Genomic DNA, 13,950 nt, shown 5'->3' with positions numbered 1-13,950 from the left:
GGTCGGGTGCAATCTTGTCAGTGACAAGACGATGAGTGGTTGAGTGAGCCGATCGCGAGGGAGACCGCCGTGGACACCGGACGTGTACGTCAGATGTGGCACCTGCTCGAACCCCTGCACGCCCTGCTCTACTACGCCCCCGAGGCCTTCGACGAGGCCGCCGCCCTCGGCTACGACACCGCCGAGCGCTGGCCCTCCTACTTCGCGTGGCGTTCCGCCCCGCTCGGCGCGCCCGGCCCGGCCCGGGTGACCTCGGCGTTCTACAGCTTCAGCCCCGAGATGGTCGCCCGGTACGTCCCCGGGGGCGGCGCCCAGGAGGCCCCGACCCCCGCCGACGTCCTCGGCGCCCGCCTCCGGGCCGTCGACCGCACCTACCGTTCCGTCCTCGGCGAGGACACCGTCAAGAGCGCCGAGCTCGCCGAGGCCGCCGCCCTCGCCCGCCGCGCCGCCGAGGCGGCCGGGACCGAGGGGCGCCCCCTCGCCGCCGCCAACGCCGCCCTGCCCTGGCCCGAGGCCCCGCACCTCGTCCTCTGGCAGGCCGCGACGATCCTGCGCGAGCACCGCGGCGACGGGCACCTCGCCGCGCTCCTCGTCGCCGGGCTCGACCCGGTCGAGGCGCTCGTCTCCTTCGCGGCGATCGGCGCCGCCCCCGAGGCCGTCTTCGAGAGCCGCGGCTGGAGTGCGGCGGAGTGGGCGTCCGCGCGTGAGCGCCTCGCCGCCCGCGGTGTCCTGGGCGCGGACGGGACCGTCACCGAGGAAGGCCGTGCGCTGCGCGCCCAGGTCGAGCTGCGTACGGACGTACTCGCCGCCGCCCCCTGGGCAGCCCTCGGTCCGGACGGCACGGCCCGGCTCGCCGAACTGCTCGGCGGCCCCTGGCTGTCCGCGATCGGCTCCGGCCTGCTGCCCGCCGAGAACACACTGGGCATCGGCAAGGTGTGAGACCGGAGCGTCACGGGACGGATCTCGGAAGGTCAGAAGAGCAGTTCCCCCGCCGGGAATCTCGAACCGGCCTTCACGCGCGGGGCGTAGCCGCCGGTGCCGTCGCCCTTGTACGCGTAGAGGTCACCCCCGGCCTCGCGGCCGACCAGGTGTGAGGATGCGTATCGGAAGGACGGAACGCTACCCTCCGGCCGCGGAGGACGAAGTGCCCGTATCGGCCCAAGTGTGAGATTCCGGGGCGCCTAGGATTCCAGGGTGCTGACGAATCGAAATACCCTGACCGCGACCGCGCTCGCCGCCGCCGCCCTGGTGGCGGCCACCGCCTGCACGCCCGGCTCCGACACCCCTTCCGCCGAGGGCGGCTCGGGCGGCAAGCCGGCCGCGCGCGGGTCCGCGCTCGCCGCCGTGGACACGCTCACCGTCAAGGGCCGGGCGCCGAAGACGGGTTACGAGCGGGAGAAGTTCGGCCGGGCCTGGGCGGACGTCGACGGCAACGGCTGCGGCACCCGCGACGACATACTCCGGCGCGACCTGAGCGGCGTCCGCCTCACGGACGGCCGCTGCAAGGTCGCCTCCGGCACCCTCACCGACGACCCGTACACCGGGACCACCGTCGCGTACGTCCGGGGCCGCAGCAAGGTCGACATCGACCACGTCGTGGCGCTCTCCGACGCCTGGCAGAAGGGTGCGGGGAAGTGGGGCGAGGACACCCGCCGCCGCTTCGCCAACGACCCGCTCAACCTCCTCGCCGTCGACGCGTCGACGAACCGGCGCAAGTCCGACGGCGACGCCGCGACCTGGCTCCCGCCGAACAAGGCGTACCGCTGCACGTACGTGGCCCGGCAGGTCGCCGTGAAGAGGAAGTACGGGGTGTGGGTGACCGGCGCCGAGCGGGACGCCATGAAGCGGGTCCTCAAGGGCTGCCCGCAGCAGAAGCTCCCGTAGCGGGCTTGCCTCTCGGGAAAATCGCTTCCTCTCCCCGAAGATCATCTTTATCCTGCACGCATGGACCTGAACATATCGACCCTCGCCGCCCGTCCCGAGCTGGAAGGGCCGATGTGGAGCATGCTCGACCTCTGGCCCGAGTTCATGATGTACGACCCGGTCGGCTGGGCGAACATCGGCCGGATCGTGCGCGAGCTGCCGGAGTACGTCCTCGTCGCCACGAACGACGAGGGCAAGGTCGTCGCCCGCGGCTTCAGCGTCCCCTTCCGGATGGACGTCGACGGCCGCCGCGAACTGCCGCCCCGGGGCTGGGACGAGGTGCTGCTCTGGGCCTTCTCGGACCTGCGGGCCGGCCGTGAGGCGGACACCGTCAGCGCGATCGAGATCACGGTCGACACGAGCGCCCTGGGCAACGGCGTCTCGCACCGGATGCTCGCCGCCATGCGGGAGAACGTGAAGCGGCTCGGCTTCTCGGAGCTCGTCGCCCCGGTCCGCCCCAACGGCAAGCACCTGGAGCACGAGTCCTCCATCCACGAGTACGCCTTCCGCACCCGCGAGTCCGACGGCCTGCCCGTCGACCCGTGGCTGCGCGTCCACGTCCGCGCGGGCGGTGTCGTCGAGGCGGTGGCCCCGGCGTCGATGACGATCGGCGGCTCCGTCGAGCAGTGGCGCAAGTGGACCGGCCTGCCGTTCGACACGGACGGCCCGGTCGAGGTCGACAAGGCCCTCGTCCCGGTGCACTGCGAGGCCTCGCGCGGCTACGCGGTCTACGTCGAGCCCAACGTGTGGGTGCGCCACACCCTCTGACGGCGGATCAGTCCACCACGACGACGTCCTCGGCCGGCGGGGCCTTCGCCTCGACCGGCCTGCCGTAGTCCGAGTAGGTGGTCGTCCCCGGCACGTCGCCGCCCCTCGTGACGATCTTCAGGATGTACGGCGGGCCCTCCGCGGCGATGTAGACGGCCGTCTCGCTTTCGCCGCCCGCCTTCACCAGCTTCCGCGCCTTCCGCCCGTCGACGGTGGTCGGGTCACCCTTCGCGGAGTCGTCGTCCCACCCGTTCTCCAGACCGGCGTCGAATCCCACCCGGCTGCAGAGCGCCAGTTCCTCCGGGGCGTCGGGGCCGTCGGCGGGCGACTTCGTCCAGCGGCCCGTGAGCTTCTCGATCAGGACCTCCAGGTCTTCCGGGCTCCGGTCCCTCTCCTCCCTGCGCAGGCGCGTCTCGCTGCTGCGCACGTACACGTCCTTGTCGACCGTGATGACGTCGACCGTGTCCGACGCGCCGTAGGTCAGCGTCGCGGTGCAGTTCCCCCGGCCGTCGCGGGAGGTGCGGCTCTTCACCGGCACCGCCAACGAGAACCCGTCGGAGCGCACGGTCACGGACTCCGCCGACTCCGTCGCCTCGATCGCCTCGCCGAGGATCTCGGGCTTGGTCAGGTCGCCGACGTACCGGCCGCAGGCGCTGGCGGAGAGGGTGAAGGCCGCGCAGAGGAAGACGGCGGTGACGGGGCGGCGGAGTAAGGCGTGCATCGTGGCAGTCTCTCCGAAGGGGGAGAACGGGGGAAGGGGCCCCGTGGGGCCCCCGGTCCTGGTGGTGCGTGGTGCGTGGTGATGGGCTGGGCCCGGTCAGCCGAGCTTCAGCTCCCACTGCGAGGGGTTGTAGTCGAAGCCGGGGTTGACCTCGACGGTCAGGGTCTTGGCGGCCTTCGGGGCGTCGAAGGCGACCGTGAGGGTGGCCTTCTTGCCGGGCAGGACAGAGCCCTGGAAGCCCGCGCCGACCTTCTCGTCGAAGATCTGCTCCGCCTCGACACCCTCCGCACCAGCCCGTGCGCTCAGCAGCACGCCGACCGCGTCGAACTTCTTCGTGCCGCCGTTCTCGACGACGACGGTGACCTGGTAGGCCTTGTTGCCCTTGGTGTGGCCCACCGCGTACTCGCTCGCGGTGTACGCCTTCGGGTCCGAGACCGTGATCTTCAGCTTGTCGTCGTAGACCGACGAGTCGCCGTCCGCCAGGCCCTTCCCCTTGTCCGCCGTCCCCTTGTCCGACGTCCCGGCGTCGCCCGACGAGTCCCCGGCCTTCGTCGGGTCCTGCGGCGCCGCGTCCTTGATGGTCTTGTCGATCTCGTCCACCGCGTCGCTGACCGCCGTGACCGTGATGATCAGGCCGACCGTCGCGAGGATCAGGGACACGAGGCCGAGGATCGCGCCGGTGAGCGTCACACCCTTGTTGTTCGCCTCTCCGCGCTTCACGCGGCCCTTGCCGACGAGGCCCAGGATCAGGGCGATGACGCCGAGCGTGCCGGCCAGCCAGAAGAGCAGCGGGATCAGACCGGAGACCGCGCCGATGATGCCGAGGATCAGGGCTGCGGTGCCGAGGCCGTTGCGCATGGCCTGCCGCGGGGCGGCCGGCGGGACCTGGGTGTCGTACGACATGAGTGTGTCCTCCCGGACAGAGAAGCTGTCTGAAGCGATGGGTCAATCACAGCAGAGCTTGTGAACCGAGTCAACACGGTTCACGGAAATGAAGTCTGCTCACGCTGTGAAGTGGTGCCGCGTGCGTGCAGCAGTAAGATCGATGTCACACGAGGACGTGGACATGGACATGGACGCGGACGTGGACGCGGGCGAGTCAGGGAGATGAGTCAGGTGCCAGAGGAGAGCGCAGGAGACGCGGGCGCGACAGGCGCGGGCTCCGCGGAGGTGACCGCCGCCGGGATCGCCCGGCTCGCGGGGGTCGGCCGGGCCGCCGTCAGCAACTGGCGCCGCCGCCACCCCGACTTCCCCAAGCCCGTGGGCGGTACGGAGACCAGCCCGTCCTTCTCGCTCGCCGAGGTCGAGCGGTGGCTCCGCGACCAGGGCAAGCTGGCCGAGGTCCCGCTGCGCGAGCGCGTCTGGCAGCAGATCGCCGGCCACCCCGCCGGCGCCGTCACCGCCCTCGTCCACGCGGGCTGCGCCCTCCTTCTCGTACGGGACAGGTCGGCGGCCTGGCCGGCGCTCGCCGCGCTCCCGGACGAGCGGCTCACGGGCGTGCTCCCCGTCGCCCTGGAGGAGACGCTCACCGAGCGCCTCGGCCCCGAGCGGCCCGTCCTCACCCCCACCGCCGCCGCGCTGTCCGCCTCCGTCCCCCTCCTGCGCGGGGTCGCCGAGCTCGCGGCGGAGACGGGCGGAGTCCGTCCGGCCTTCGAGTTCCTGCTCGGCCGTCACCTCGACGCCAACCCCCGGCAGTACACGATGACCCCGCCCGGCCCCGCCTCCCTGATGGCCGCCCTCGCGACCGGCCGCACGGAGCCCCCCGCCCCCCACGGCACCGGCACCCCGCTCACCGTCCTCGACCCCGCCTCCGGCACCGGCGGCCTGCTCAGCGCGGTCGAATGGCCCGGCGCCGTCTGCGGCCAGGACGCCGACCACGACCTTGCCGCGCTCACCGCCCTCCGCCTGGCGCTCTCCACCGACGCCGACATCCGCGTCCGCTCCGGCGACAGCCTCCGCGCCGACGCGTTCCCGGCGCTCGCCGCCGACGCCGTCCTCTGCCACCCGCCGTTCAACGAACGCAACTGGGGCCATGACGAACTGGCCTACGACCCGCGCTGGGAGTACGGCTTCCCGGCCCGTACGGAGTCCGAGCTCGCCTGGGTGCAGCACGCCCTGGCCCGCCTCCGCCCCGGCGGCACCGCCGTCCTCCTCATGCCGCCGGCCGCCGCCTCCCGCCGCTCCGGCCGCCGGATCCGCGCCGAACTGCTCCGCCGGGGCGCCCTCCGTGCCGTCGTCGCCCTCCCGGCCGGCGCCGCGCCCCCGTACGGCATCCCGCTCCACCTCTGGGTCCTGCGCAAGCCCGTCGCGGGCGAGCGCCCCGCCGCCGAACTGCTCCTCGTCGACACCGCGTCCGAGCACACCGGCCAGGGTCGGGACGGCCAGGGCAGGGACGGCAGGGACAGCAGGGACCGGCTCGACTGGCCGGCCGTCCACTCGGCCGTACTGGACGCCTGGACGGCCTTCGACCGGGACGGGACCGTCACCGCGACCCCCGGCGAGAGCCGCGCCGTCCCCGTCATCGAGCTCCTCGACGACGACGTCGACCTCGCCCCCGCCCGCCACCTCCCGCCCCCGGCGGCCGCCGAGGGCGTGACCCAACTGGCCCTGGTCCGCGAGCGGCTCGCCGCGACCCTGCACCGGACCCGCGAGCTGACCCCGCCGCCCGTGACCGACCCCGCCACGGCGGGCGGCGGCGCGGCGGGCCGGCTCACGGCCACGACCGGCACGACCACCGTCGGCGAACTCGCGCGTGCCGGCGCCTTGGAGCTGTACGCGGGCGGCGCGGGCACGGCCCCCGCCGGCGCCCCCGTCGCGGTCCTCACCGACCACGACGTCCTCGCCGCCCAGCCGCCCACCGGCACGCTCCCCGACGGCCCGCCCGAGGACCCGGTCCTCCTCGCCGTCGGCGACGTCGTCGTCCCGGTCCTCGGCGGCGGCGCGGCCGTCCGCGTCGTCGGCGCCCCCGCCGAGGGCGCCGCCCTCGGCCGCAACCTCCAACTCCTCCGCCCCGACCCGGCGACCCTCGACCCGTGGTTCCTGGCCGGATTCCTCCGGGCCACCGCCAACACCCGGCAGGCCAGCAGCTACGCGTCCACCGCGACCCGGCTTGACGTGCGCCGCCTCCAGCTGCCCCGCCTGCCCCTGGCCGAACAGCGCCGGTACGGCGAGCGGTTCCGCGCCCTCGCGGAGTTCGAGGAGACCCTGCGGCAGGCCTCCCGGCTCGGCGAACAGCTCGTCCAGGGCCTGTACGACGGCCTGGCGGACGGCACGGTCGCGCCCTGATCGGGACCGTCGCGGGTCTGATCCGGCTCGTCGCGGTCACCGTCGCGCTCTGATCTGTTCGACAACGGTTCTGGACAACCCGGAACCGTTGTCGGCGACGGTGTATACGCTCGTCCTCGACCCGATCCGATCCGTTCGAGCAGGAGCAGCAGCCGATGTACGGCCCCCCGCAGGCCCCGCGGCCGTCGCCGCAGTCGCCGCCCGGCCCCGCCTCCGGTGGCGTGATCGCGCTGCGCGTCCTCTTCGTCGCGCTCCCGCTGCTCAGTTGCGGCTTCCTGGCCTGGGCGCCGATGCTGCGTCTGGCGATCCTGACGCAGAAGGTCCGGGACTGGGTGTTCTTCGGTCTGGCCTTCCTCGTGGCCACCGCGCTCTTCGTGTACATGGGCGTCACGGGCGACAAGGAGTCCTCCGACCTGGAGGCGGTCATCGGGGTCGGCACGATCCTGGCCCTGGGGGCCGGTTCCGTCGCCTACTACCTGGTCGGGGAGATCCGGCACTACGACCGCCGCCGCGCACTGCCGGCTGCCGTGCCGCCCCCGTTCCGGCCGCTCGGGTACGCGTACGGGCCGGACGGCTCCGCCGTCACGACGACGCCGAGCGGCGCCCCCGCCCCGTACATCTGCGCCCCGCCGCCCCCGGCACAGCCCGTCCAGCCCCACCAGTCGCCCACCGCGCCCCGCATCGACCAGGTCCGCGCCGAACTGGACGAGCTGAGCGATCTGCTGCGAGGGACCGACCGGGAAGACGGCAAGTGACGTGAACGGACGCGTCATCGGCGGGCGTTACGAGCTCGCCACCGTCATCGGCCAGGGCGGCATGGGCCAGGTCTGGACGGCGTACGACGGGCGGCTCGACCGCCGTGTCGCCGTGAAGCTGCTGCACCCCGCCGGCATCGCCGGGCCCGCGACCGCCGCCGACGAGCTGCGCCGCCGTTTCGTGCGCGAGTGCCGGGTCACGGCGCAGGTCGACCACCCGGGCCTGGTGACCGTGCACGACGCGGGCAGCGACGGCGAGGACCTGTACCTCGTCATGCAGTACGTGGAGGGCGCGGACCTCGCCGACCACCTGGCCGAGAACGACCCGTACCCCTGGGAGTGGGCCGTCTGCGTCGCCGCGCAGCTGTGCGCGGTCCTCGCCGCCGTCCACGCGGTGCCGATCGTGCACCGCGACCTCAAGCCGCGGAACGTGATGGTCCGCCCGGACGGCACCATCACCGTCCTCGACCTGGGCGTCGCCTCCGTCCTCGACTCTGACACCACCCGGCTCACCCACACCGGTTCGCCCATCGGCAGCCCGGCGTACATGGCGCCCGAGCAGGCCATGGGCGGCGCCGTCGGCCCGTACACCGACGTGTACGCGCTCGGCGTCGTCCTCCACGAACTCCTCAGCGGGGACGTGCCGTTCTCCGGTTCGACCGCGCTCGGCGTGCTGCACCGGCACCTGTACGAGCCGCCGCGCCCGATCCGGCAACTCCGCCCCGAGGTCCCCGAGGTGCTCGAAGCGCTCGTGCTGCGCCTCCTCGCGAAGGACCCGCGCGACCGGCCGTCTGGCGCGCAGGAGGTGTACGAGCACCTCCTCCCGCTGCTGCCCGCGCGCGGCGCCCCGGCGGGCCCGATGGACCCGACCCGCCCGTTCCTGCGCCCGCACGCGCCGTGGCCGGACCGGAGCGCGACGCCGGTCACGGCCCCGCCGCCCGTACCCGTACGGGCGCCCGTACCCGCGCAGCCGACGTCTCCGCCGCAGCCGGTCGACCCCCGGACGTACGTGACGCCGCCGCCCGCCAAGCCGGATGTCGCCGCGGCCGTCGACGAGGTCAAGCGGCTGCTCGGGGAGGGCTCGCTGACGCAGGCCGTGGACATCCTCGGCGGCATCCTGCCCGCCGCCGCGGCCGAGCACGGCGAGCGTTCGCCGGTCGTCCGCATCCTGCGCAAGCAGTACGCGTCGACGCTGATGGACGACGGCCAGTACCGGCGCGCGCTGCCGGAGCTGCGCCGGCTCGCGGAGGACCGTGCGGCGGAGGCGGGCCCGGCGGACCCGCAGACGCTCCAGTTCCGGTACGACGCGGCGGTGTGCCTGGAGCAGTTGGGCGAGACGGCCGCCGCGCTCGCGGAGTTCCGCGCGGTCCTGCCGTTCTGGGAGCAGAGCGCCGACCCGGCGCGGGCCTTCGACATCAGGCACCGCCTGGGCCTGCTCCACCTGGCGACAGGCGAGCACGCGGCCGGACAGGCGGAGCTCCAGCGGCTGTTGTTCGACACGGAGCGCGCGTACGGCCCGTATCACCCGCTTCCGGTGGACTTGCGAAGGGCGCTGGACCGTCAGCGGCAGCTGGGGCCCGGCTCCTGACGGACCGTCGGCGAGTAACGGTCAGGCCTCTGACGGCACGCCAGAATCACGACTCGGCATCTGATCTGGAAGTGGATCTTCCAGATCCTTCTTGCGCGTTTTGGCGCATGCAACGTTCGCGTCTGATCATGTCCGCGCCCAGAAGTTCGGCGTCCCGTACCTCACGGGCGAGGCCCCGGTGCACGCCGAGGCCGGCGAGTGCGTCACGGTGACCGGTCCCGACAACGACCCGAAGGTCGACACGGTCGACTGCGGCGCCGGCAAGGCCGACACGTTCAAGGTCGTCGAGGACACCTTCGACGTGAACAAGTGCGGCGAGGACCTCTCGGCCCTCGCGCAGCAGCTGGAGACGATCAAGTTCGTGCTCTGCCTCGAAGAGGTCGCCGCGAAGTAACACGCGGACGCGCCGCAGACTGCCGTACCGAGAAGGGCCGGAACCCCAAGGGGTCCCGGCCCTTCTCGCGCGTATCGGCCCGGTCAGGCGTGGGCGGCGGGGAACATGTCCCACGGCGCCTGCGGCAGGACCTCGCCGGTCTCCAGCAGCGACTTGAGGTTGGAGAGCACGGCCGGCCAGCCGAGCGAGATCCCGTCGAGCATCTCCTTGTCGGGAAGGTTCTCGTGGGTCACGGTGAGCCGGACGATGTCCTCGTGCGGCTCGGCGAGGAAGGTCACCACCGAGGGCCCTCCCGGCTTCTCCGTGTCGAGCGAGTCGTCGAAGGTGATGACCAGACGGTTCGGCGGCTCGGCCGCGATCACCTTGCCGACGACGTCGACGGCGCCCGACCCGTCGAGGTAGTTACCCGCATATCGTCAAGCGTGGCCGAAAACCGTGTGTCCCCGCATATCTCCCTTGGCCTGCTCGCCGGCCGCGACTACCGTCGGCCGGATGTCCCATCCTTCTGACGCGATCCAGCTGAACCACACAGCCGTCTACTCCTCCGACCGTTCCCTCTCCGCCCATTTCCTCGCAGACATCCTCGGTCTGGAGGTCGGCGCCCCCTTCGGCCCGTTCCTCCCCGTCGACCTCTCCAACGGCGTGACCCTCGACTACTACGAGTGGAGGGAGGGGCCGGTCCAGCCGCAGCACTACGCCTTCCTCGTCCCCGAGGAGCGCTTCGACGCGATGATCGACCGTCTGGAATCGGCCGGCGTGACGTACTACGCCGACCCCGGGCACACCGAACCGGGCAAGGTGAACGGCCTCTTCGGCGGCCGGGGCGCGTACTTCGACGACCCGGACGGCCACAACATGGAGATCATGACCGTGCCGTACGCGCGGCCGTAGCGGGCAGCGGATACGCCGAAGGGGCCGGGTCGCGGGATTCCGCGACCCGGCGCCTTCGTGTCGTGGTCAGCGCGTGAAGTCGAACTTGAGGTCGAGGGCGGCCAGATCCTCTTCGGCGGCGGTGTAGCCACGGACGGCCATGTGGAACTTGGCCGGCGGGGTTTCCCGGGGAAGTTGCATCGTAAAGGTCAGCTCCAGGTCGCCTGGCTTGATCGGCCCGCCGGCCGGGTCGGGGCTCGCGCTCCACCCCTCGGTGGGGGAGCCGTCGCGCAGCTCCTGGAAGAGGTCGAACCGCTTCTGCAGCAGCTTGACGAGGCCCAGCTTCACGGTGACGTCGAACCAGGCGCCGTCCTCGATCGCCTCCTGGACGGTCCCCTTGATGGTCAGCTTCGCCTCCTGGCCCGGCTTCGGCGGGTCCGGGGTGACGGTGACGGTGTCGATGTACAGCGGGTCTGTGTCCAGGCCCGTGTCTACGTAGCTCCAACTGGTCATGTCGCGGAGGGTACCGGTGTCATCGCTCAGCGTGCGGATGGCTTGAGTGGTTCGGGGACGGCCGGGTCGTGGGAGGTCGCGGTTCGGTGGCTCGGGACATCCCTTAAGTACCTGGGCAATTACCAAACCCCACCCTTCCCATCCCCCCGGTGGTCACCTGCGGGGGGCGCGTCACCCACACGAGCGAACATTGCCAACTGGGCTGGATCCGAGGCCGGTTGCCTGGCATATGCTCACGCCGACCCCAACTGAAAACAGTTCGGCCCCCGGCCGGGACTCGCAATCCCGATCGAGGGCCTGACCACGAGGAAGCGAAGACCTTCCCGATGGATACCCAGCACCCTAGCGCGCCCGCTTCTCGCGGGGGCGTCATCCACGTCAACGTGCCCCACACGACGGATTACGTCGTCGTCGGCAACCACCTCGCCCAGAGCGACCACCTCTCGTACATGGCGAGGGGCCTGGGCCTGTACATCCAGTCGCTGCCCGCCGGTACGGGCATCGACATCAAAAGCCTGGCGAGCAAGGCCAAGGAGGGCGAGATCAGCGTCGCCGCCGCCCTCCGCGACCTGGAGGCCGCCGGGTACCTGAAGCGGACCCGCGTACGCCTCCCGGACGGCCGGATCGTGACGGAGACGTACTCGTACAACCACCCGGCCGCGCTACGGCTGTTGAACGAGAACCCGGACCCGGACCCGGACCTGGATCCGGACCCTGACGGCCCCCCGGCGCCCGAGCCCGAGACCCGGCCGGAGCCCGAGCCGCAGGGCGAGGTCGTGTCCGCCCCGGCTCCCGCGCCCACCGTCCCCGCCTCCGCATCCCATGGGACGACCGCCCGGCTCCCGCACGGCCCGGCCGCCGAGCTGCTCGCGGGGTTGCGCGTCGAGGACCCCCGACTCCTGCTCTCCGTACGGGACGTCGAGAGACTGGCCCCGGCCGTGGACGCCTGGTTCGCCACGGGAGCCACCCCGGAGGCGGTCATCCGTACGTTGACGGCGGCCCTCCCGGCGACGCTCCAGCGCCCGGCGGGCCTGCTGGCCCACCGCCTGACCACGCTCCTGCCGCCACCCGTCCCCGCACGGCCGCGAGCGGCCGCCCCGCACCCGATCCAGTTCTGCGTGACCTGCGACGAAACGGCGTTCCGCGCCCCGCAACCGGGCCAATGCCCCGACTGCGTCGCGCTGGCCAGCGAGCATGCGGCGTGACTCGCGCGGCACGGGTCGAGCGTCACACGGGGTGGTGGCGTCCCCAGAAGTGCTGCACGAGCGGCGCCGCGATCCCGACCGCGCACAGGAGCGCGGCGGCGACCCAGTGCCTCGGCTCCTGCCCCAGCGTCAGCACGACGACGACACCCACCCCGGCGCCCAGGCTCAGGCTCATGGAGGGCCACCACGCCGCGCGGCGCAGCAGCCCGGGCACGGAGTAGATCGACACAATGAGCCCGGCGAGCAGGCCGAACTCGTACCACCCACCGCCCTCGGGCAGGCCGAAGTAGTTCGCGCCCCTCCCGTTGCCGCCGGTCCGCTCGAACCCCAGATGAACCGCGCCCGCCACACCCCAACAGAACCCGACCGCGCCCACGGCGCCTATCGCCGCCCGCCGCCCCTGACTGATCATCCGCCGGATGCTACAGCCGTCCAGGTGTTCCGGAGCGGGGAGCCGGGCGTGTCAGCACGTACGCGGGGAAGGGGCGGCAGGACCGTCTCCGTATGACGAAGCCGACCCAGCCGACGAAGTCCCTCGGGCTCACCGCCTGCGCGGCCGCCTGCGCCGTGGCCTCGCTGGCCCTCCCGGCGGGGGCGGTGGAGCCCCGGGCGGCCGCCGTGGCCGTGGCCGTGACCGTGGGCAACCCCGTCGCCGGGAACAACGGCTTCGGCGTCGTCACCGAGAAGAACGCCCTCCTCGGCAGTACGGAGTCCGAGGGCCCCGTCGCCGTCGGCGGCGACCTGGCCTACGGCGCCGGGTACGACGTCTCCCTCCACACCGCCGGAACGTTCACCGCCCCCGGCGACACCCGCCCCACCGCGCTCCTGGTCGGCGGCCGGATCGACTACGCGGACAGCAGCCAGGTGGGCGTGCTCAAGGTCCTCGCGGACGGTTACGTGAAGATCGGCGACGCGACGGGAAGCGAGGTCGTGACGAAGGACGCCAACGGGGCCACGGTCAAGACACAGGTCACGGCGACGGGCGCGGGCCACGACGCGACGCCCCGCATCGAACTCGCCGACGAGCAGCCCGCGTCCTCCGTGGCCCCCGCAGCGGGCCTGATGGACTTCACATCACTCTTCGCGACCTACCGGAACCGCGCGGACGCGCTCGCGACCTGCGAGAACACCGTCGAGATCGACGACCCCGGCCGCATCACCCTGGACACCACCCGCACCAACGTCCTCCGCCTGACGGGCGCCGAGCTGAACGGGCTCTCCGAGCTGACGTTCCTCAACCGCCCGACGGCGGCGGGCCCGCTGGTCATCGACGTGGACACGACGGCCACGGGCTCCGTGCTCACCTGGAACGTCCCCGATCTCGCCGGGGTGAGCGGCGAGGACGCCCCGTACATCCTGTGGAATCTCGCCGACGCGACGGCGATCACGATCGCCACCGGCGACTCGATCGAGGGAACGATCTACGCACCCCGCGCCCACCTGACGGACGTCGACCCGGCGAACATCGAGGGCGACATCATCGTCCGCTCCCTGACAGCGGGCCCCCTGGACGCCAACACCCGGGCGAGGTCCCCGCGCAGGGGAGTCCAGCGGGAGCTACGTTCCCCGGTGAACGCGGGCGAGATCCACTACGCCCCGTTCGCGGCGAACCTGACCTGTGGAAACGCCCTAACCCCAACGCCGACACCCACGGACCCGACCCCGACCCCCACTCCGAAGCCGACCGAGCCGGAACCGGAACCGGAACCCTCGACCGAGACCCCGAGTACCCCCAGCCCCTCACCCGGCTACCCGGGCCCGGACGGCAACCTCGCCGACAGCGGCACGACCGCCCGCACGTACGCGGCGGCCGCCCTCGCCGTACTGAGCACAGTGGCCGGCCTCCTACTGGTCCGCCGCTTCAGGCGCTGAGCCGTGCGTGCCTCGGGTTGTGCTGATCGGGTGCAAGGAGATCTCGCGTGTATTCG

At 72.6% G+C, this 13,950-nt stretch carries 14 protein-coding genes and 1 pseudogene; 10 read left to right on the top strand and 5 right to left on the bottom strand.

Translation table 11 applies throughout. The annotated features are described in order from the left end of the window. The first annotated feature begins 93 nt into the window (after positions 1-93). The 3 genes from ACIBG6_RS28440 to ACIBG6_RS28430 all read left to right on the top strand — a co-directional run bounded on the left by ACIBG6_RS28440 (position 94) and on the right by ACIBG6_RS28430 (position 2,691). Complete coding sequence (locus tag ACIBG6_RS28440; RefSeq protein ID WP_399225776.1) at positions 94-939, top strand: hypothetical protein; 846 nt, start codon at positions 94-96, stop codon at positions 937-939. Positions 940-1,194: 255 nt separating this feature from the next. Then, the gene (locus tag ACIBG6_RS28435) at positions 1,195-1,884 is read left to right on the top strand and encodes an HNH endonuclease family protein (RefSeq protein WP_399225502.1); all 690 of its coding nucleotides are present in this window, start codon (positions 1,195-1,197) and stop codon (positions 1,882-1,884) included. Positions 1,885-1,944: 60 nt separating this feature from the next. Then, a complete protein-coding gene (locus ACIBG6_RS28430; RefSeq protein WP_399225501.1) occupies positions 1,945-2,691 on the top strand; it encodes an N-acetyltransferase in 747 nt (248 codons plus the stop codon). A 7-nt stretch (positions 2,692-2,698) separates the two neighbouring features. Here the strand turns inward: ACIBG6_RS28430 and ACIBG6_RS28425 are convergent, their stop codons facing one another. Both ACIBG6_RS28425 and ACIBG6_RS28420 read right to left on the bottom strand, forming a co-directional pair. Beyond that, complete coding sequence (locus ACIBG6_RS28425; protein WP_399225500.1) at positions 2,699-3,412, bottom strand: hypothetical protein; 714 nt, start codon at positions 3,410-3,412, stop codon at positions 2,699-2,701. Between the two features lie 96 nt (positions 3,413-3,508). Then, positions 3,509-4,315, bottom strand: a complete 807-nt coding sequence (locus ACIBG6_RS28420; protein WP_399225499.1) for a DUF4190 domain-containing protein — start codon at positions 4,313-4,315, stop codon at positions 3,509-3,511. A 267-nt stretch (positions 4,316-4,582) separates the two neighbouring features. Between ACIBG6_RS28420 and ACIBG6_RS28415 the strand changes: the two genes are divergently transcribed. The 4 genes from ACIBG6_RS28415 (at position 4,583) to ACIBG6_RS28400 (ending at position 9,434) form a co-directional block, all read left to right on the top strand. Next, positions 4,583-6,697, top strand: a complete 2,115-nt coding sequence (locus ACIBG6_RS28415; protein ID WP_399225775.1) for an N-6 DNA methylase — start codon at positions 4,583-4,585, stop codon at positions 6,695-6,697. 155 nt (positions 6,698-6,852) lie between these two features. After that, positions 6,853-7,452, top strand: a complete 600-nt coding sequence (locus ACIBG6_RS28410) for a hypothetical protein (protein WP_399225498.1) — start codon at positions 6,853-6,855, stop codon at positions 7,450-7,452. Position 7,453: 1 nt separating this feature from the next. Further along, positions 7,454-9,040 (top strand): protein kinase, encoded by a 1,587-nt coding sequence (locus ACIBG6_RS28405; protein WP_399225497.1) that lies wholly within the window; start codon positions 7,454-7,456, stop codon positions 9,038-9,040. A 100-nt stretch (positions 9,041-9,140) separates the two neighbouring features. Further along, positions 9,141-9,434: a hypothetical protein gene (locus ACIBG6_RS28400; RefSeq protein WP_399225496.1), complete on the top strand. Its 294-nt coding sequence runs from the start codon at positions 9,141-9,143 to the stop codon at positions 9,432-9,434. A gap of 83 nt (positions 9,435-9,517) precedes the next feature. Here ACIBG6_RS28400 and ACIBG6_RS28395 read toward each other — a convergent pair. After that, a pseudogene (locus ACIBG6_RS28395) lies at positions 9,518-9,808 on the bottom strand (SRPBCC domain-containing protein); the annotation flags it as partial. Positions 9,809-9,926: 118 nt separating this feature from the next. Here ACIBG6_RS28395 and ACIBG6_RS28390 point away from each other — a divergent pair. Then, on the top strand, positions 9,927-10,325 hold the full coding sequence (locus ACIBG6_RS28390) for a VOC family protein (RefSeq protein WP_399225495.1): 399 nt from the start codon (positions 9,927-9,929) through the stop codon (positions 10,323-10,325). Positions 10,326-10,391: 66 nt separating this feature from the next. Here the strand turns inward: ACIBG6_RS28390 and ACIBG6_RS28385 are convergent, their stop codons facing one another. Beyond that, on the bottom strand, positions 10,392-10,817 hold the full coding sequence (locus ACIBG6_RS28385; RefSeq protein WP_399225494.1) for an ML domain-containing protein: 426 nt from the start codon (positions 10,815-10,817) through the stop codon (positions 10,392-10,394). A 383-nt stretch (positions 10,818-11,200) separates the two neighbouring features. Between ACIBG6_RS28385 and ACIBG6_RS28380 the strand changes: the two genes are divergently transcribed. Then, complete coding sequence (locus ACIBG6_RS28380; protein WP_399225493.1) at positions 11,201-12,022, top strand: helix-turn-helix domain-containing protein; 822 nt, start codon at positions 11,201-11,203, stop codon at positions 12,020-12,022. A gap of 22 nt (positions 12,023-12,044) precedes the next feature. Here ACIBG6_RS28380 and ACIBG6_RS28375 read toward each other — a convergent pair whose 3' ends face one another. Then, positions 12,045-12,434 (bottom strand): hypothetical protein, encoded by a 390-nt coding sequence (locus tag ACIBG6_RS28375; protein ID WP_399225492.1) that lies wholly within the window; start codon positions 12,432-12,434, stop codon positions 12,045-12,047. A gap of 92 nt (positions 12,435-12,526) precedes the next feature. On the opposite strand from ACIBG6_RS28375, the gene ACIBG6_RS28370 reads away from it, so the two are divergent. Continuing rightward, positions 12,527-13,894: a collagen-binding domain-containing protein gene (locus ACIBG6_RS28370; RefSeq protein WP_399225491.1), complete on the top strand. Its 1,368-nt coding sequence runs from the start codon at positions 12,527-12,529 to the stop codon at positions 13,892-13,894. Positions 13,895-13,950: the final 56 nt, after the last annotated feature.

Source organism: Streptomyces sp. NPDC050842, from assembly GCF_044456565.1.
Classification (GTDB): Bacteria; Actinomycetota; Actinomycetes; order Streptomycetales; family Streptomycetaceae; genus Streptomyces.
The sequence above is the reverse complement of the archived record's forward strand: the minus strand, read 5'-3'. Positions and strand labels throughout refer to the sequence as shown.

Bases quoted from the DNA above. Each gene is read 5' to 3' on its own strand.
- ACIBG6_RS28430 (WP_399225501.1), top strand. From the start codon at position 1,945: ATGGACCTGAACATATCGACCCTCGCCGCCCGTCCCGAGCTGGAAGGG.
- ACIBG6_RS28440 (WP_399225776.1), top strand. From the start codon at position 94: ATGTGGCACCTGCTCGAACCCCTGCACGCCCTGCTCTACTACGCCCCC.
- ACIBG6_RS28425 (WP_399225500.1), bottom strand. From the start codon at position 3,412: ATGCACGCCTTACTCCGCCGCCCCGTCACCGCCGTCTTCCTCTGCGCG.
- ACIBG6_RS28385 (WP_399225494.1), bottom strand. From the start codon at position 10,817: ATGACCAGTTGGAGCTACGTAGACACGGGCCTGGACACAGACCCGCTG.
- ACIBG6_RS28390 (WP_399225495.1), top strand. From the start codon at position 9,927: ATGTCCCATCCTTCTGACGCGATCCAGCTGAACCACACAGCCGTCTAC.
- ACIBG6_RS28420 (WP_399225499.1), bottom strand. From the start codon at position 4,315: ATGTCGTACGACACCCAGGTCCCGCCGGCCGCCCCGCGGCAGGCCATG.
- ACIBG6_RS28370 (WP_399225491.1), top strand. From the start codon at position 12,527: ATGACGAAGCCGACCCAGCCGACGAAGTCCCTCGGGCTCACCGCCTGC.
- ACIBG6_RS28410 (WP_399225498.1), top strand. From the start codon at position 6,853: ATGTACGGCCCCCCGCAGGCCCCGCGGCCGTCGCCGCAGTCGCCGCCC.
- ACIBG6_RS28375 (WP_399225492.1), bottom strand. From the start codon at position 12,434: ATGATCAGTCAGGGGCGGCGGGCGGCGATAGGCGCCGTGGGCGCGGTC.